The 18375-nt window shown below is 40.4% G+C and carries 17 protein-coding genes; 4 read left to right on the plus strand and 13 right to left on the minus strand.

The window, feature by feature from the left end; all coding sequences use genetic code 11:
• Together ACWIUO_RS10640 and ACWIUO_RS10645 are read right to left on the minus strand one after the other, a co-directional pair.
• On the minus strand, positions 1-1632 hold a 1632-nt coding region (locus ACWIUO_RS10640), incomplete at its 3' end, for a hypothetical protein (RefSeq protein WP_454177873.1).
• Between the two features lie 339 nt (positions 1633-1971).
• The gene (locus tag ACWIUO_RS10645; RefSeq protein ID WP_454177874.1) at positions 1972-3189 is read right to left on the minus strand and encodes a cytochrome-c peroxidase; all 1218 of its coding nucleotides are present in this window, start codon (positions 3187-3189) and stop codon (positions 1972-1974) included.
• 241 nt (positions 3190-3430) lie between these two features.
• On the opposite strand from ACWIUO_RS10645, the gene ACWIUO_RS10650 reads away from it, so the two are divergent.
• Complete coding sequence (locus ACWIUO_RS10650; RefSeq protein WP_454177875.1) at positions 3431-4939, plus strand: anion permease; 1509 nt, start codon at positions 3431-3433, stop codon at positions 4937-4939.
• 76 nt (positions 4940-5015) lie between these two features.
• Here ACWIUO_RS10650 and ACWIUO_RS10655 read toward each other — a convergent pair whose 3' ends face one another.
• Both ACWIUO_RS10655 and ACWIUO_RS10660 read right to left on the minus strand, forming a co-directional pair.
• Complete coding sequence (locus tag ACWIUO_RS10655) at positions 5016-5207, minus strand: hypothetical protein (protein ID WP_454177876.1); 192 nt, start codon at positions 5205-5207, stop codon at positions 5016-5018.
• Between the two features lie 108 nt (positions 5208-5315).
• Positions 5316-5510: a hypothetical protein gene (locus tag ACWIUO_RS10660; RefSeq protein ID WP_454177877.1), complete on the minus strand. Its 195-nt coding sequence runs from the start codon at positions 5508-5510 to the stop codon at positions 5316-5318.
• Positions 5511-5918: 408 nt separating this feature from the next.
• Here ACWIUO_RS10660 and ACWIUO_RS10665 point away from each other — a divergent pair, with 408 nt between their 5' ends.
• The gene (locus ACWIUO_RS10665) at positions 5919-6068 is read left to right on the plus strand and encodes a hypothetical protein (RefSeq protein ID WP_454177878.1); all 150 of its coding nucleotides are present in this window, start codon (positions 5919-5921) and stop codon (positions 6066-6068) included.
• On the opposite strand, the gene ACWIUO_RS10670 is transcribed toward ACWIUO_RS10665, so the two are convergent.
• The 4 genes from ACWIUO_RS10670 to ACWIUO_RS10685 all read right to left on the minus strand — a co-directional run bounded on the left by ACWIUO_RS10670 (position 6033) and on the right by ACWIUO_RS10685 (position 10045).
• A complete protein-coding gene (locus ACWIUO_RS10670; RefSeq protein ID WP_454177879.1) occupies positions 6033-6305 on the minus strand; it encodes a hypothetical protein in 273 nt (90 codons plus the stop codon). The two genes, ACWIUO_RS10665 and ACWIUO_RS10670, sit on opposite strands and share 36 nt — an antisense overlap.
• Positions 6271-6465 (minus strand): hypothetical protein, encoded by a 195-nt coding sequence (locus tag ACWIUO_RS10675; protein WP_454177880.1) that lies wholly within the window; start codon positions 6463-6465, stop codon positions 6271-6273. Before ACWIUO_RS10675 ends, ACWIUO_RS10670 begins: the two co-directional genes overlap by 35 nt.
• Positions 6466-6552: 87 nt before the next feature.
• Positions 6553-9942: a TonB-dependent receptor gene (locus ACWIUO_RS10680; RefSeq protein WP_454177881.1), complete on the minus strand. Its 3390-nt coding sequence runs from the start codon at positions 9940-9942 to the stop codon at positions 6553-6555.
• Positions 9863-10045 carry a hypothetical protein gene (locus tag ACWIUO_RS10685; RefSeq protein ID WP_454177882.1) on the minus strand — a complete coding sequence of 61 codons (183 nt, stop codon included), beginning with the start codon at positions 10043-10045 and terminating at the stop codon, positions 9863-9865. Before ACWIUO_RS10685 ends, ACWIUO_RS10680 begins: the two co-directional genes overlap by 80 nt.
• 203 nt (positions 10046-10248) lie before the next feature.
• On the opposite strand from ACWIUO_RS10685, the gene ACWIUO_RS10690 reads away from it, so the two are divergent.
• Entirely contained in the window at positions 10249-10950 is a 702-nt protein-coding gene (locus tag ACWIUO_RS10690) for a hypothetical protein (RefSeq protein ID WP_454177883.1), read from the plus strand.
• A gap of 188 nt (positions 10951-11138) precedes the next feature.
• Here the strand turns inward: ACWIUO_RS10690 and kcuS are convergent, their stop codons facing one another.
• The 3 genes from kcuS to ACWIUO_RS10705 all read right to left on the minus strand — a co-directional run bounded on the left by kcuS (position 11139) and on the right by ACWIUO_RS10705 (position 14382).
• Positions 11139-11393 carry a KCU-star family selenoprotein gene (gene kcuS, locus ACWIUO_RS10695; RefSeq protein WP_454177884.1) on the minus strand — a complete coding sequence of 85 codons (255 nt, stop codon included), beginning with the start codon at positions 11391-11393 and terminating at the stop codon, positions 11139-11141.
• Between the two features lie 244 nt (positions 11394-11637).
• The gene (locus ACWIUO_RS10700; protein WP_454177885.1) at positions 11638-13860 is read right to left on the minus strand and encodes a carbon starvation CstA family protein; all 2223 of its coding nucleotides are present in this window, start codon (positions 13858-13860) and stop codon (positions 11638-11640) included.
• Positions 13861-14088: 228 nt separating this feature from the next.
• On the minus strand, positions 14089-14382 hold the full coding sequence (locus ACWIUO_RS10705; RefSeq protein WP_454177886.1) for a hypothetical protein: 294 nt from the start codon (positions 14380-14382) through the stop codon (positions 14089-14091).
• A gap of 46 nt (positions 14383-14428) precedes the next feature.
• On the opposite strand from ACWIUO_RS10705, the gene ACWIUO_RS10710 reads away from it, so the two are divergent.
• Positions 14429-14644, plus strand: coding sequence for a hypothetical protein (locus tag ACWIUO_RS10710; protein WP_454177887.1), 216 nt, complete (start codon positions 14429-14431; stop codon positions 14642-14644).
• Positions 14645-14785: 141 nt separating this feature from the next.
• Here ACWIUO_RS10710 and ACWIUO_RS10715 read toward each other — a convergent pair whose 3' ends face one another.
• Together ACWIUO_RS10715 and ACWIUO_RS10720 are read right to left on the minus strand one after the other, a co-directional pair.
• Positions 14786-16912, minus strand: coding sequence for a DUF262 domain-containing protein (locus ACWIUO_RS10715; protein WP_454177888.1), 2127 nt, complete (start codon positions 16910-16912; stop codon positions 14786-14788).
• Complete coding sequence (locus ACWIUO_RS10720) at positions 16909-18336, minus strand: DUF262 domain-containing protein (RefSeq protein WP_454177889.1); 1428 nt, start codon at positions 18334-18336, stop codon at positions 16909-16911. The genes ACWIUO_RS10715 and ACWIUO_RS10720 overlap by 4 nt, the downstream gene beginning before the upstream one ends.
• Positions 18337-18375 lie beyond the last annotated feature (39 nt).

Raw genomic sequence — 18375 nt, forward strand, 5'->3', positions numbered from 1 at the left:
GACTTTTGATTCTATGCTATCTAGCATTGTGTTTATCGTGGTGGCGATTTGTTGTAGGTTTGGGTTTGGGTAGGATTTTGTGATTCTGTGAGATAGATTGCCCTGCGTTATCTCTCTAGCCAAAAGCCCTATTTCCTCCACCGCCTTCGTGTCGTTGTCTAGGCTTTTGCGGATAAGCAAGATATGCTGGGCTATGGCGCGTGAGATACTGCTAAAATCATCTACCCCGCCCACTCTTATTTCTGCAAAATCGCTTTTTTCATCACTACGCCAATCACTTCTCTCATCGCGCAAAAACGCAAAAAACTCATCTATACCCCGCTTCATATCTTCGACAGGTTTTATGCTAGAATTTATCGCAAAATACGACAATATAAGCCCTAGTGCTAGCATTGCTAGAGCGATTATTATCATTGGGATAAAATCGCCCTGCAAGCTATCAAATGTGGGCAAAGCTGTGGGATTTGGCGTAGTTATGCTTACTAGATTCCACCCAAAAGGTAGCTTAGCATAGCGGGCTTTTAGCGTCTTGCCATTTTCTTTGTAGCTAAATGCTCCCTGCTTTGCTAAATCGCTAGAATCATCTTGCATAGCTTTTTGTAATGCCTTTTTTACGCCCTCATAGCTAGATTTGCTACTAGATTTTGTGCTTGAAGCGATAAGATTTAGCGCGGAATCTAGCAGTAAAATCGTGTCTGTGGATTCTCTCACTTCTGCCCCAAAATCGCTAAAATCTATCAACGAACCAAAATCTAAAGCCCCTAAATCAAAGCTAACCCCAACCACACCGCTAAACTTGCCATTGATGATAAGAGGCATAGTCGCGGTGGCTATGTTTGGATTTTCGCTATCTTTTTCGTCATTTGGGGTGGGATTTTGTGAGGTGGGATTTTGCGTAGTGTTTGGGCTAGAGTCGCTAGGTAGGATTTTTAGCTCAAAAGTTTGCTTTGTTTGCACATACCACGAGCGCGTGCGAAAGCCCTGCGCGCTATCCCAGCTAGGCGAAGAAATGGTTTTAGAAGAGGTGGATTCTATGAGTGTGTTGCCATCTTCTTCATAGGTTACAAACGCGCTTAGGTAGGGCATTTTGTGGGTTTTTTGGTTTATTTGGTTTTGGGATTGGGCTAGGGCTTGGGATAAAATCTGCCTTTGGGCTAGGACATCGTTTTTATCAAGGGTTGATAGGCTTTTGGCTATGGAGGATATGTCAGCTTCTATCCCTAAGGCTAGGGCTTGGATAGAAAAATACGCACTTTGTAGTTTGGTGGATTTTGTATTTGTGCTTGTGTGAGTGGAAAAAGTCGCGTTTAGGGCTAGCGTAGCGACTATGACAAATGCAATAACGCACAAAAAAGAGCAAAAAAGCTTGGATTTTAGGGATAGTTTGGAGGATTTGAGTGGGATTGGTTTTGTGGATTTTGCAAGAGTAGATTTTGCAAGAGCGTATTTTGGGGTTTTTGCAAGGTTTTCATTTGCAAGAGCTTCATTTGCAAAGTTGGCATTTGTGAGGTTTGCATTTGCAAGCGTAGCATTTGTGCTTGTAGGAATCGCGCTAGGTTGATTTTCTTTGCTTATTATGTCTTGGTTTGGTGCGTCTTTGTTTGTGTCTTGGTTTTGTGTGTCTGTCTGCATATATACCCCTTGTAATAATGTTTTTATATGGTTTTTTAGATGATTTGTAAGATTTTAGTAGATTTTGAATGCTTTTAAAATGCTATTAAATGTAAAAATTTGCCGTTTTTAAGTAAAAAAATATGCGCGTATTTTACACTATTTTTTACAAAAATTGCGTGATGATTTATGGTTTGAATGCTAGGCTATGCAAATAAATTGTTTAATCCTTTTTGCAAAATTTATTTACAAAATCAACCCCTTATCAACCCCTCCACGAAATTATATCAACCCCTCCAACGAATACTCCACAAAATCTATCCACAAAATCACACAAATTTTAGCTTTATATTACAAAGCCTATAATGTCTTCAAAAACGCCTCTAGCGCGTTTATCTCTTCCTCGCTTAGATGAAGTTTTTGTAGTAGTTCATCAGTTTTTGGAAATGGCGGATTATATGTTTTGCCCTCTTTTGGCTCGGGGCGTGCCATTCCCGCATTGTAGGCGTTTATTATGCCTTTTAGATGAGGGAAAAGCCCATTGTGCATATATGGCGGAGTCTTGCTTACCCAGCGCAAAGATGGGGTTTTAAACTTCCCTGTGTCGCTTTGCTCGCCCGTTACCTCATATCGTCCCAAGTCCTCGTATTTATCGCGCCCGTAGTAGTGCAATCCAAGATTATGAAACTTATCATCGCTTAGAGCTACACCATTGTGGCAGTTCATACACCTAGCTTTCGTGCGAAAAAGATGAAGTCCTAGCACTTCCTCATCATTTAGGCTACTAGCATTGCCTAGCAAAAATCTATCAAAGCGATTGCGCGGTGGCATAAGGCTTCGCTCATAAGTAGCGATAGCCTCTGCTAGCAGTTCTTTTGTGATTTTGCGCGTGCCAAATGCTTTTTTAAAATCCTCTTTATATTCTTTGATTTTGTTTAGCTTTTTGGCGGCTTGCTCCGCGCTATATGCCATCTCTAGCGGGTCTGCTATGGGAAAAAGGCTTTGAGATTCTAGGCTTTTGGCTCGTCCGTCCCAAAACTTATGCGTGCCAAACGCACTCATTACCACGCTTGGGCTATTTCGCTTGCCCTGTGCGCGATTATGTCCGTAGCTTACGCTTTTATTGTCCGCAAATCCTAGCTCTTTGTCGTGGCAGGACGCGCACGCGATTTGCTCGCTTTTTGATAATCGCGGGTCGTTAAATAGCTTTTGTCCTAATGCGCGCTTTTCATCGCTATATGGATTTTCTTTGGGATATGGAGGGATAGGGGGCAGAGGTTTTAGCTCCAAATGCGCTAAAATCTGTGCTAGATTTTCTGTATCATTTCCTAATCCTAGCTCTTTTGCCACTTCATCTAAGACAGATTTATCGATATGGGGCTCTTCCCACTTGCTAGATTCTGTGAGGGCATACATCGTGCGTAGTTGCTCTATATTTGGCGTTAGGTTTTTGGTGCTTTTTTTATCGCGTGTGATAGCTTTTGCCCCGCTTACATAGAGGATTATCCCCGCTACTAGTAGGGCAAATACCCATAAAAATACTTCCTCAAAATCAAACCCTTTTAGCAATTTTTTCATTTGCCTTCCTTTGTTCATTTGTTCCTTGTTTGTGTTTGTTGTGCGATTTTGCTCGCTAGTTTGCCCCTCTGCTTTGCTCTATATTTGCTCTGTGGCGATAGTTGATATTGTAGCGATTTTTGAGTAAAAAGCATTATTATTACGCTATTGTTTGAAAGATTTTACAAATTTTTTATCATTTTTGGTGTGAAAATGATTTAAAATAATACTTGCCTTTTTAAATTTCTACCTTGAAAGGAGTTTGCAAAATGAGTTCTGCAACAAACACTTCCACTCCCCCCCCCCCAAATTTTCCCCTACTAAATGCCTAAAGGCATTTTCCCCGTTAATCGTAGCATTAGTGATTTTTCTTTGTCCTGCACCTGAAGGATTGTCTAGCAACGCTTGGACATATTTTGCTGTTTTTGCAGGTGTCATCGTAGGGCTTATCATAGAGCCTGTCCCACCCGCACTTGTCGGGCTTATCGGCGTAGGCGTGTGTATATGGCTAAAGCTAGGACCAAAAGGTAGTGGCGATGCCGAAACGGTAATAAAATCTGGCGAAGCGGTAAATTGGGGCTTGGCTGGATTTTCTAACGCCACAGTGTGGCTTATCTTTGCGGCGTTTATGATAGGGCTTGGCTACCAAAAAAGCGGACTTGGCAAGCGAATCGCGCTATTTTTGTTAAACAAACTTGGCAAAACTTCTTTAGGACTTGGCTATGCCATTAGTATCGCAGATGGTATTTTAGCTCCATTTATCCCTAGTAATTCTGCTAGAAGCGGTGGGATTATCTACCCTATTGTAAGTCAGATTCCGCCTATGGTGGATTCTCACCCTGATAAAGACCCTAGAAAGCTAGGTGGGTATCTTATGTGGGTTTCTTTGGCTGCTACTTGCGTAACAAGCTCTATGTTTTTCACAGGGCTAGCACCAAACCTACTTGCGATGGAAACTGCTGTAAAAAGTGGCGTAGAGCCTATTAGCTGGTTTGGCTGGTTTATGGCGTTTTTGCCTGCTGGGATAATTTTGTTTATCGCTACGCCTTGGCTTACTTATGTGCTTTATCCACCCACTTCCAAAGGCTCGCCCGAAGCCTCCAAATGGGCAGGCGAAGAGCTAGCAAAACTAGGCGCAATCACTATCAAAGAATGGCTAATGGTAGCTCTAGCGGTTTTTGCACTCGTATTTTGGATATTTGGCTCAAAATTTGGCGTAAATGCTACTACGGTGGCTATCACAGTCGTCATCGCTATGGTGCTTTTGGGTATCATCTCTTGGCAAGATTTGCTTGGCAATAAGCCTGCGTGGAATGTATTTGCGTGGTTTGCGACACTTGTAACGCTAGCAGGTGGGCTAAAAAATGTAGGATTTTTAGATTATATCGCAAAGTTTGGCGGGCAGTATCTAGGCAATGTAGAGCCGATGATGGCGTTTATCGGGCTTATTGTGTTTTTCTATGTGTTACATTATTTCTTTGCTAGCACCACTGCGCATGTAACCGCGCTTTTGGCGTTATTTATCACTGTGGCAAGCGGAATCAACGGCATAGATGTCAAAACCCTAACGCTATTTTTGATGCTCACTCTTGGTATCGTGGGTATCATCACTCCCTATGGCACAGGACCTAGCCCCGTGTGGTATGGAGCGCACTATATCGAGGGCAAAGACTTTTGGAAACTAGGTTTTATCTTTGGGGTTATTTACCTTGTGGTATTTCTAGTCGTGTGTATCCCTTGGGTAAAATATGTCGCTTATCAATGGATTTAAGCTGTGATTTTAGTCGCTTTTTAAAAAAAGCGACTTTGTCATATTTGGCTTTTTTGATTTCATATTTTACTTGTTATTACTTCGGCTTGTTTTCAAGCGATTTATTTGCTTGCAATGATAATGTTGGATTGTCATTGCGAGCAAAAATACAAATACTTCCGTCATTGCGAGAATCTAGGCTTTTGTTAAAAAGACTAGATTCGTGGCAATCCACCCTCCCATCGTCATTGCGAGAAAATCCGTAAGGATTTTCGTGGCAATCTATCATTTTGTCATACTAAGCCTTCCATTTGTCATACTGAGCGAAGCGAAGTATCTCAAAATAACCAAAACAGAGATATTTCGCTATCGCTCAATATGACAAAGAAAATTTTCGTCATTGCGAGCAAGTCGTAAGACTTGCGTGGCAATCTACAATCACAAATTGCCAAATAACGCTTTTTTGCGATTTTTTAGTTATAGATTGCCACGAATCTAGCCTTTTTAACAAAAGCCTAGATTCTCGCAATGACGGAATGTTTGCTGTCATACTGCGATTTTGCAGAAAACGAAGCGTCTCTCTTATTGTCATATTGAGCGCGTAAGCGCGAAATATCTCTACTTACATTTTTAGATTTTGAGATACTTCGGGCTACGCCCTCAGTATGACAAGGATTAGGATTTTGGATACTTCGCTTATGTGTATTAGGATAAAAAACCCACCCCCTTAATCCCCCTCCGCAAGGGAGGGGGAAATAATGCCGTCATTGTGAGAATTTGCAATGCCGTCATTGCGAGAAAATCCGCTAGGATTTTCGTGGCAATCTATCATTTTGTCATACTAAGCCTTCCATTTGTCATACTGAGCGAAGCGAAGTATCTCAAAATAAGCAACAAAATAGAGATATTTCGCTATCGCTCAATATGACAAAGAAATTTTCGTCATTGCGAGCAAAACACAAGACTTGCGTGGCAATCCACAATCACAAATTGCCAAATAATGCTTTTTTGCGATTTTTTAGTTATAGATTGCCACGAATCTACAATTTCTTACAAAATTGCAGATTCTCGCAATGACGGAATGTTTGCTGTCATACTGCGATTTTGCAGAAAACTAAGCGTCTCTCTTATTGTCATATTGAGCGCGTGAGCGCGAAATATCTCTACTTACATTTTTAGATTTTGAGATACTTCGGGCTACGCCCTCAGTATGACAAGGATTAGGATTTTGGATACTTCGCTTATGTGTATTAGGATAAAAAACCCACCCCCTTAATCCCCCTCCGCAAAGGGAGGGGGAAATAATGCCGTCATTGTGAGAATTTGCAATGCCGTCATTGCGAGAAAATCCGCTAGGATTTTCGTGGCAATCTATTTTTTTTGTCATTGCGAGATTCTGCGCATAGCGTAGAATCGTGGCAATCTATTGCTTCTATATTGCATTGTGGATTGCCACCTATGTTTTTTGTCGTGGATTGCCACGCGTTGCGTTGCAACGCTCGCAATGACGAAGTGTTTTGTGGTATGATAAGCGAATAGATTGCCACGAATCTACAATTTCTTACAAAATTGCAGATTCTCGCAATGACGATATGGTGCGTATGTCATTGTCATACTCAAGCATTAGCAAAATATCAAAACTTATACCCCACCTGCACCCAAAATTGTCGCCCCACTTCATACACAGCCACCGCAGCACTACCCATAAAAGCACTGCCAGCAGTGTTGCCTTGATAAGCTGAGTTAGCAAAAGTAGATTTGATTTTAGAATCTAGCACATTATAAATATCTACATTAAAATACAAGGTTTGTCCGCGCCACATATCCACTTCAAAGCCCGCTCGCATATCCCAGCTAAACGCGCTAGGAAAGCGCATTTTGCCATATTGATTACCACTAAATGCGCTGTCATAACGCGTATCTTGCCTAGTTAGTGTTACCATTCGCTCATATCCCGCACGAAATCTAAAAAAGTTATTCAATAACCATTTTGTCTTAGCGATTTTAAATGCGTGCGTTGTGGTAAGTCTAAGCGTAAAAGGACGCGCCCAATTTTCCACAGGTCTATCGCTATAATTGATAATCTTGCCATCATATTTGATAAGCGTGTCTTGATAGTAGGCTTCATCTGCGCTTAGTAAGTTATAAGTGCGATTTGTTTGCGTGTAGTCAAAGGCAAACAAATAGTGATGAGATACGCCATAAGTGGTGATAGGTTTAAGATTTTGGATAGTTAGGCTAAAAATATTGCTCTCACTTTTGCCATCATTTGTCCATATATAGTAATCGCTTCGATACCCCTCTAGCGCAGGTAAATTATTTGCGTTACTTCCGCTTGTTGAGCGTCTTCGGCGCATTATCTCATCTCTGCCCTCTCGGTGAATGTATTTAAAATCTAGCTTAAAGATTTTAAGATTTTGGCTTATGCCTCCCATTAGCTCATCATCATAGGGGACTTTTAGCTTGTCAAATCTATAAGTAGAATTATTTGTGGTAGTGGATTCTACAAATGGTTGGTCTGCACTTGTCCTAGTGTAGCTTTTGAGTAGATTTTGGTCATTATCATAGAGGCGATATGAGAATAGATTTCGCCCATAGTAGCGATTTGCCCCAAATGTTAATGTGGTTTTGTAATCTTTTGGCGCGGGCGTTACATAATTTAGCGAAAATCTAGGCGCAAGCGTATGTTTGCTCATATAATTATCGCCATCTAATCTTAATCCCAATCTAGCATTTATCTCGCCGATTTTTGCGCGAGAAAAATCTAAATCTAACTTCATATCATCTTCTACAAAAATCCCATAAGCAACAGAATCTAAGCTTGTTTTGCCTGCTTGATAGACTTGCAAGGTTTGAAAATATTGCCCTTGCCAAGCGTTTTGTGCTGTGCCTATAAAAGTTTCTCCACTAGAGCAAAAATCCTGCCCTATGCCAAAAGGGTCATCATTAAGACAAGAATTTCCATTAGTATTTTGCGGTTGCCCAGAGGCGAAATACACATTTTCTAGCCTATTTCTTTGGGCTTTTGTATAATTTATCTCCGTGCCTACGCGAAAGACATTTTGCCAAAATCCAACTGAAAGCGGATTGAAAGTAAAATCGCTTTTGTAAGTAAGCGTATCTTGCAAAGTATCCATATCGCCATAGCCACCTTCAATAGCACGATTTTGATTGGTATAAGCCCAATTATGCAAAGAAGAGGCATACCAGCTTATATAGTAGTTTTTATCGCTACGGCGGGAGTTTTCCATTCGCGTGTAGCCTAGCGAATTTAGCCAAAATCCCACAGGTGTTTCATAGCTTAGCTTTATCCCGCTTTGGATTCCACCAGAATCCATACGATAAAAGCTATCTTTTGCATTATTTAGAAAATAAGTGTTTGTTTGAGGCATATACCCTAGATACGCTTCAAGCGTGAGATAATCGGTAATATCATAATTTAACTTAGCATAGGCATTGTAGCTTTGTCTTTTTTGCTCTCTTGTGCCTCCTATTCCTGTGCCGTTGTATGGTTGTCCGTTTGCAGTGCTTTTTGGATAAGAAGCTAGGGGGATAAAACTCTGCGTGGTGTTAAAACTCGCTACAAGCCCGATTTTATCGGTGATATAGCCCTCTGTGCTAGTGCGGATAATGTGCTTGTGAAAATTTGGCTGATAGTTTTCGTTGCTACTTGTATAAAAATTTGCCTCACTGCTTGGGTCTAAATGATAGCTTGTCAAATCGCTTGAAGTAAATTGATAACTCACATTTGCGTGCCAGCCGTTGATTCCGCTTTTGCTTCTGCGTGGTTTTCGCACGGTGGCTTCGACTACGCCACCTGTGAATCGCGAATACGCCGCAGAAATGTTAGAATCCTGCACCACGATAGATTCTAGCAAACTCGTATCTATGGCAAAGCCTTGATTTTGCCCGCCTTTTAGGGTGTTTATATTGTTGTTTGTCTCGCCGTGTGGGTCTAAATCGTTGTTGATATTTAGTCCATCGATTTGGAAATTATTTTGATAATAAAGCCCTCCGCTTATGGAAATATTTGCAGGGTCGATTTCACCTTGTGCAGTGGAGCGATTTTGTGCGTTGTCAAACTGCACATTTGGGAGAAGTCGCAAAATCGAACCTATGTCGCCATTTCCACTCGGGCTAGAATCTATGATGCCTTTGCTTATCGTGCCAGCATTGCTTTGGTATCGCCCTAGTGAGTCTGCTTTGACATCAGGCGAGCCATAAGCGACTATGCGCCCTAAATCTTTTTGGGTTATGGTTTCGCCCATTGGCTCGGATTTTAGTTTATTGTAGCGGGAGGGTTTGTCAAACGCTTGTGGCGTGGAATCTGCTTGCGTAGAATCCGTGCGGATAGAATCTATTTGGGCTAGTTTTATGTATTTTTGAGGGTTTGTTTTGTTTCCGTCATTGCGAGAATCTGCGCGTAGCGTAGAATCGTGGCAATCCACCCTCCCATCGTCATTGCGAGAAAATCCGCTAGGATTTTCGTGGCAATCTATTGTTTCTGTATCGCATTGTGGATTGCCACCTATGTTTTTTATCGTGGATTGCCACGCGTTGCGTTGTAACGCTAGCAATGAGGATTTGACATTGTCAAACTTGGTTTTGTCATCTTTGTCATATTGAGGTTTCGCAGAAAGCGAAGTGTCTCTATTATTGCTTTGAGATACTTCGCTTTGCTCAATATGACAATAATTTCCGTCATTGCTAGAATCTGCGTTAGCAAATTCGTGGCAATCTACCCTCCCATCGTCATTGCGAGAAAATCCGCTAGGATTTTCGTGGCAATCTATGTTTGCTGTATTGCATTGTGGATTGCCACGCTTAACTAGCGTTTCGCTCGCAATGACGGAAGTGGAATCTTTGCTTACAATGACAGAAGCAGAGTCATTGTCCGTAATGACGGAGGTTTCTTTGTAAGTCTGATATTTTGACGATTTGTAGCTAGAAAGATTTTGTGCGGGAGTTACTCTCTCTCTCTCTCTCGTTGTTGGCAACGCTAGAAGCAAATGCAGGATTTGCAAAAACCATACTCCAAATGCCAAACAAAATCAACGCGCTGTATTTCAATGCCCGATATTTGCAGTCTTTCAAATATCGATAGTTAGATTTTTTCATCTCGTTCATTTTAAACCCCTTGCTTATTTCAAATGTCGTTTTCTCATTTTGCGTATCAAATTAAGAAAATAAGATTTATACGCAAAATAAACGCTAATCTTAACACAAAAATCCATTTTTTATCACCAATAACCCAAAAATATTCGACATAAATTCTCTATATTTTTTTATGCGCAATCTAAGAAACACTTTATTGTGCTACAATCACGGCTATGAGAGCGACATATACACGACTTTTTATGCTATTTTTCGCGCTATGTAGCGTGCCTCTTTATGCTATCCCTTACTGCTACACGCAAGCAGAGGAGCGCAAGCAATGGGGCGGGACGATAATGCAGGTTTTGGCTTTGCATACGATGGTGGGGGGGGATTTTGGGGGGAAAGTCTTGCCACAAGGTAGCCCAAACCACACCCAAAATCTTGCCCAAAACCACACCCAAAATACCCTAGATTCTGCGCTAAATTGGGGGGTTGGCACTTCTTTGGGGCTAAATTATATGAACCCCGATAATGAGAGGGAGTTTGACTATGGGTGGCGTATCCGCTATGGCTATATGGCGACCCCTAGCCAAAAGCGCAATTCGCACTTAATCGGCGCATCTGTCTATCTGCACCCCTCGCCAAACCCATATCATCGCTTTTTGGGAGCTATCCAAACGCACAAAGATTGTCAAGGCTTGCCCGATGGCTATCCTACGCCATTTTCTTTTGTGCTAGGCACAGGTGCTATCATCACCAAAAATCCTTATGGATACGCGCAAGGCGGGTATATTGAAGCGGGTATAGCGTTTTTTAAATGGTTTCCTTTCAATGCAGAGCTAATCTATCGCATAAGTTTTTATCCACCTAGCGTTAGGCAAGTGTATATCGAAGAAATCACACATAGTCTAAATATCGTGTTTAATATTTTTTAGAGTTTTTTTATCACAGGGATTTTGCGTTTTTTGAGGTGGATTTTATTGAAAAAATTTGTAAAAAGATTTTGTCATCAAGGGATATTAAGTGGCGTTAAAAGTCGTAAAAAATCGTAAAAAGTGTTTATAGATTTTAAGGTTTTTATAGATTTTTAAAAATATTTTGCATTTTTGCAAAATCTAGCGTTTTAGCAACATCGATTTACACCGCCATTATACCGCGCTTCTAATGCTTCTTTAAAAAACTCTGCTTGGCTTTTGATTTCGCGCTCGGGGTGCTTTGTGCGCATGTGCTCGACATATTTATCATAGCTTGGCATTCCTACTAGCAGGTGGAAAAATCTATCGCTTTTTTTATACCATTGGCGTAGTTTTTCTAGGATTTTAGAGGCTTTTGTTTGGTATTTGTGCAGTGGCACAGGGGGGTAAAATCTCTCTTTCATTATGCGTCCTTTTGTCTTAAAATAGCTAGAATCAAATGACTAGAATCCCATTTTGATTTTAAGGCTATTGGATTTTAAGGTTATTAAATTTTCAAGGCACTTAAAATCTAAAAACGGATTCTAGCTGATTCTAGCTTTTGTAAAAAAAGCGATTTTATAAGATTTTGCAAAAACTACATAAAAAATTTTCAAAAATCACAAAATCATAAAATCGCAAAATCACTCACAAATCGCTTTTTATAGCCTAATTTGTCGCAGAATCATACCGCTTCACATCATAAAAAGGCTCTTCTTTTAGTGGGAATTTTTCCCCTCTGCCTGTCGCGGTTAGGTAGCAGATTTTTATCGCTTGGAATATCACCACAAAGGTTACGCAGATAAATAGCGCGCAAAGCACCGCATCAAGCGTGTGATTTCTCGCCACTACAATCGCTTTGTCAAGCACGGCTTGCCATTGCTCTAGCGTCTTGCCATCGACTTGGGCTAGGGCGTCTGCGCCCATCGCTTGTAGTTTGGCGATAGCTTCGTTTGCTTTATCTTGCAGGGCAAATTGTTTTTGTGCCGTAGCGATATGGCTTACCGCATCGTGCACCCTCTCGCCATTGCTTGGAAGCAGCTTTTGAAATGCCGCATAAAGCGTTGTGAGAAGCACCCAAAATGCAGGGACAATGGTAACCCAACTATATTTTGCCTTGCCCATTTTAAATAGCACGACTGTGCCTAGCAAAAGAGCGATTCCAGCTAGCATTTGGTTGCTCGCGCCAAAGAGAGGCCAAAGCGTGTGAATCCCGCCCATAGGGTCTATCGCACCTTGATATAGCAAGTATCCCCAGCCAGCCACGCAGATAAGCGAAGCCAAAGTGCCATAAAAAATCGAAGTGGTATCTTGCATAGGTTTGTAGATATTGCCCAAAATATCTTGGATAAGAAATCGCCCCGTGCGCGTGCCTGCATCTACGGCTGTCAAAATAAACAACGCCTCAAACAAAATAGCAAAGTGATACCAAAACTCCAAATGCCCGCCGCTAAGTTTTTGCATTATCAGCGTAAGCCCTAGCGCAAAAGTAGGCGCGCCACCTGTGCGTGAGATAAGCGTCTCTTCGCCGATGCTTCTAGCAGTATCTGCGATATGTGCCCCTGTCGCGCCAGCATCTATCATCGCAGGCGTGAGGGTAAATCCTCCGTTTTGCAAAATCGTTTTTAAGCTAGATTCTATCGTGGCTAAATCCGCACCAAGCGCAGATTTTGCCATCGGGTCTAGCACGGCTAGGGGGGAATTTACCGCGAAATATAGTTCAGGCTCTAAGATACAAGCTGCGATTAAAGCCATAATGCCAACTAAAGATTCCATAAGCATAGAGCCATAGCCGATAGGGCGTGAGTGGGATTCTCTCTCTACCATTTTGGGCGTAGTCCCGCTAGAAATAAGCGCGTGAAATCCGCTAATCGCCCCACAAGCAATCGTAATAAACAAAAATGGAAAAATCGCCCCTGCAAACACAGGTCCTGTCCCATCGATAAATGCGCTAACTTTTGGGATATGTAGCATAGGATTTACTAGCAAAATCCCAACCGCCATAGCCACAATCACGCCGATTTTTAAAAATGTGCTTAGATAGTCGCGTGGAGCTAGCAAAAGCCACACAGGAAGCACGCTAGCGATAAACCCATAAGCGATGGTTAGTAGGGCAAGGGTAGTCTTGCTTAGCTTAAAAAGCTCGTGCCACGGGTGAGTGGGCACAGAGACAGCCTGCCCATAATAAAGTGCCAAAAGCAAAAGCACAAAGCCTATGATACTCACTTCCCCCACGCGTCCAGGGCGGATATATCGCATATAGATTCCCATAAAAATCGCGATAGGTATCGTCATAGCAATCGTAAATAGCCCCCAAGGCGAATCCGCCAAAGCATTTACCACCACCATAGCCAAAATCGCCACGATAATAAGCATAATGAAAAATATCCCAATCATCGCAACAGAGCCTGTAAATCTGCCCATCTCTTCTTTGATGATTTCACCTAGTGAGCGTCCATTGCGCCGCATAGAGATAAATAGCACGGTAAAGTCGTGCACCGCGCCACCGATGACAACGCCTACAAGTAGCCATATCATTGAAGGCAGGTAGCCCATCTGCGCAGCAAGGATAGGTCCTACAAGAGGTCCAGCCCCAGCAATCGCAGCAAAATGATGCCCAAAAAGCACGACTTTATTGGTCGGCACAAAATCCTTGCCGTCATTGTTGATTACCGCAGGGGTGGCACGAGAATCGTTTAGCCCAAATACGCGCTCTGCGATAAACTTGCTATAAAATCGATAGCCTATGGCATAGATACACACAGAGGCGATTACGATCTTGGTCGCGCTCACTTCCTCGCCAGCATTTAGTGCTAGCACCCCAAAATACCAGCCACCAACCAACGCGGCAAGCAACCACACAGCATATTCTGCTATTTTTGTAGCTTTCATATTGCTCCTTTTGTTAAGATTTAAGCGTTTTTAAGTGTAGGATTTTTTGGTAATAATCGCAGTATTTTTTATGGATTTGGGCGTTTAAAGTGATGAAATGAAACGATTTGAAACATTTTTGTGAATTTTTATGCGTGATTATGTGGGTTTTATTTAGTTTTTGTCAAAAAATGATTGATTTTATGAAGGGTGATTTTTTGTGCTTTTTTGTCATTGCGAGCGGATTTGTCAAAATCCGCGTGGCAATCCACACATTTTGTCATTGCGAGAAAAACAAACAAGGCTTAGTTTCTTTAGACAATCGTTAGATTTTTGCTTGGCTTTTTTGTGCCGTTTTATCATTGTGTGAGAATCTGCATTTTCGTCATTGCGAGCAAATGCGCTAGCATTTGCGTGGCAATCCACAATCACAAATTGCCAAACAACGCTTTTTTGTAGTTTTTGGTTATAGATTGCCACGATTTTGCTAGCGCAAAATCTCGCAATGACAAAAAAAATGACATAATCGTAGCGGATTGCCACGACTCGCCGTTAGCAAGTCTTGCAATGATGCACTAACATTGTCATATTGAGGTTTCGTAAGAAACCGAAATATCTCTATTACATTGTGGGTTTAGAGATACTTCGCTTTTTTGCAAAAAATCTTAAGTATGACAATCTATTTGTAGAGATATTTCGCTACGCTCAATATGACAAAAGCATAGATTGCCACGAATCTGCAATTTATTACAAAATTGCAGATTCTCGCAATGACAGCAAAAACGACAAAATGACAAAAAAGTAGAATCATACTAGATTGCTACACACGCTTATCAAAAACTCTTACAATAAACCCTCTCACAATGACAGCCCACGCCAAAAGCCATTTTGCTATGGCTAAAAAATCTTTATATTTTAAGATATTGGGTTTATCTTGTGATTGTTTTTAGAAACTAAGAGAGTCTTGCAAAATTTTAATCATTTGATTTTGGTGTGCTGTCGCATTTGCAAAAGTCCAATCATTATCGTTTGGATAGCTTGCAAATGTAAGCCAAAGTTTGAGACTCTCTACGCCATCTTTGTTGATTTTCTTTTGCAATTCAAGCCTTTTGTCCGCATTGTTTTGATTTTTGAGCGCGGAGTTGAATCCCACGCTTAAAAGGGCTAGATTCCCAAAGCAATCAATATCTCGCTTTTGATTTTGTGTGCCTTTGTCGTGGATTTGCCAATCGTTTTCCTCTGCTTTGCTTTGTGGCTGAATATGCTCAACAGAATTAAGGTATCTAAAATAGAAATTTTCGCGTATATCGCTAAAATTTTTGCCTCCGATTTGTAGATTTTCATCATTTTCAATGCCGTTTTTCCACAAATAATACTCCAAGCGATAAAACCAATAATGTGGCGTCCCTGTGCCGTTATTTAGGAAATCCCAATCTGCCAAATCTAAATTATGCGATTTATTCACCTTATCCAAATCTTGCAAAATCTCATTTGTAGTGTCAAGCAAAGCATTTTCGCTTGTTTTGTTTAGTTGTGCGATAGCAAGTTTTGTATCCAAATTTTCAAGGAAACTAACTAACTCATTTTGTTTGCTCTCATCTTGTTTTGTAAAATCTTCACAGATTGCGTAAGGATTCCATTCTTGTGTGTTTTTTACTTCTTTTTTCCAATTTTTGTCTTTTATTTTTTTGTCTTTTATTGTTATCAAACCTTGTTCGACACAATATTTTACCAAGCCATTATATTTTGTGCCTAAGGATTTTTTTAGCTTTTTCAAAAACGGCGTAAGCCAATGATGATAATTTTGCTTTTCGCCCTGTCGTGCCACGCGTAAATAGTTTTGAATCATCGCTAATTCTTTAAACGATTCCGCTTCGGGTTGATAAGAGCCTTTGTCTTTATAAAAGCGCATAATCGCAAATCCATCATCGCTATTTTTTATCACAAAATAATCAAAAAGCACACGATAATAAAGCATATCTATGATAAACCACTTGCAAGATTTACTTTTTGCCTCGTCATTTATACCCCATTTTGCCTCGTCATCTATGTCAAAAATATCCAAAAGTTTGTCTTTTGTGATTGTGGCTTCTTTTGGAAATTCATTGTCTTTATTGTTTTGTGTAACCCAAAGTTTATAGCAATGCAACAAAAATGTAGGAAAATCGATAATAGATTCGACTTTGCTAGGCAAATCATCGTTTGTATTTTTTGCTTTTGTGTTTGTGTTGTCGTATTTATCGATAATTTTATCAATATTCCATCTTTCGCCACTCTCATCGCTAGAATCTAAAATACTTCTATCACTTGCACTTTGGAAAATGTATTTATCCATATCGCTACACAAATCCCAAATTTTGGCGTAATCTTGCCACTTACCACCACTTGCTTGAATCACATCAAGAATCTGTGCTTTTAAAATCTCGTGGTTTTCAAGTTGCACTCCACGATTATTCATTCGCACAAAGAAGCGATTTAAATCCGTTTTTTCTGCCAAAGTTACAAAAACAAAGCAAACTTTTTCATAGATATATTTTGCAAAATCTGCTAAATCTATGCCTTTGCCATTGCCACTTGCAAACCACGAATCTATGCACTTAAATGCGTCAATGATATTTTGATAAACGCCCTCTTTGTCTTGCAAAAATTGCGCTAGATTTTCTTTGCCACTCATATTTTTTTTGCCATTGATATTGTTGGCAAGCTCTATAAGCGCGCTTTCCTCGCTATCTCGTATCGGCATAGCGATTCGCAAGTTTTCGCCTTGCATTATAAATTTTTGCCACGATTCACAGCCCTTACTTGCAAGGTAAAATCCCACAAACCAAAGCGTAGTAAGCCTTTGTTGCCCATCGATAAGCACATATTTATCGCCTTTTTGGCTTGTAGTGATATTGCCAATGAAATAATCTTTTGACTCATCACAAGCCTTTTGTATATCATTTAGCAATTCCTCAATCTGCACAGATTCCCATTCATAAAGTCTTTGATAAGGTGGAATTTCAAAGATTCTATCTCGCTTACAAATCTCTGCTATTGTCGCTCTTTTTGCGTTATTTTCATTATTGCTCATTGTTGTTCTCCTTGTGATGGTTTGTATAAATCCGCATAGTGTTTTGGTATACGGTTGCCATAATCATCTCCATAACATCTTTCTTTTGCGTGGTCTAAATATGTCTTTATGCCATCACCGTCAGGGATTGTTTTTGTGTCTAGTTGCAGTTTTTCATATAAGGCTTTTTCTTTTGGTATGTAGTCGATAATAAATCGTCTTAACTTAAGTTCTACTTCCAAATCAAAACGCTCATAATAAATCAACGGCAAAATCTCTTTGGCAAAATCCCGCGCGGTTTGGATAGAGATACTCTTCTCACTACACCGAAGCGTAAAAACCGCCCTTGCGATAAGTCGGAGACTATAGTCTTCATCGCACTTAACGCCGAGATTATCGTATTCTTTGCAACATTTAAATCTATCAATATCTAGGAATTTATCAAGGTAGATTAACGCTGACATTATGTAAATATAGCGATTGTAGGTAAAGCCTTTTGACCAATGTATCTGCTCAAACCATTGATAAAAATTAAAGTCTTTAAGGATTTTATAACGCTCATCAAAATGTGAAATATATTCAAAGAAATCCGCCCCACCTACGAAATTTTGCAAGATTCCAAGCTGGTTTCTATCGATAACGCGTGGATTTTCAAAATTTCGTGGAATATTTCGTGGAATATCGGTGCAAAACTCCTCATAAATATCCATTTGAGAGGGGACTTTATTGCTTTTGTCTCGCAGCCACTGCCTTGCAGGTGTCAAAATATCGTTAAATAGCATTTTTAGATATTTGCCCTCGTTTTCTTTGGCAAGTCGCTCAAACTCTTTGGCAAAATCATTAGAATCTTTGTCTTTAGATTTTGGACTATAATCCTCCAAAGCGCGTAAATGAAATGCCTTTATCAAATCATAACCTTCAAGTCTCTTGCCCTTAGCATTTGCGCTATCAAAAAATATAAAGGCATCATCAAGGCTAGGTGCAACGACATAGATAAATTCTATTTTGTTTTTTAGATTTTCAATATCCCATATATCAGGTTTTGATTCAAACCACGATTTGATAGATTCGTAGTTTTCTTTGATATGCGCTTTTGATTCGCTGTGCTGAAATTTGCTACCTTTAAGAAAATCTATCGTGGCATTTTCGCCATTTTTTAACTTTTCTAAATAAAGCAAAATCAACGCCAAAGTAACAAGCCTTTGCTGTCCATCGACTACTTCAAATTTGCAATTTTCCTTGTTTTCGCATAAAATCAAACTCCCAAGCAAATATTTATCTGGCTTGTTTTGGGTTGTTTCAAAATACCCGCTTAAATCCTCAAGCAAAATTTTCACTCGCTCTGTGTCCCAAACATACGGGCGTTGATAATACGGGATTATGATATTTTCACTTACCAAATCCCCCAAACTTATCGTGCCTGTAAAACCACTTATTTTGCTCATTTTCACTCCTTTATTTTTCAAAGTTTTTTCAAAAAAGCG

The organism is Helicobacter sp. T3_23-1056 (assembly GCF_053654535.1).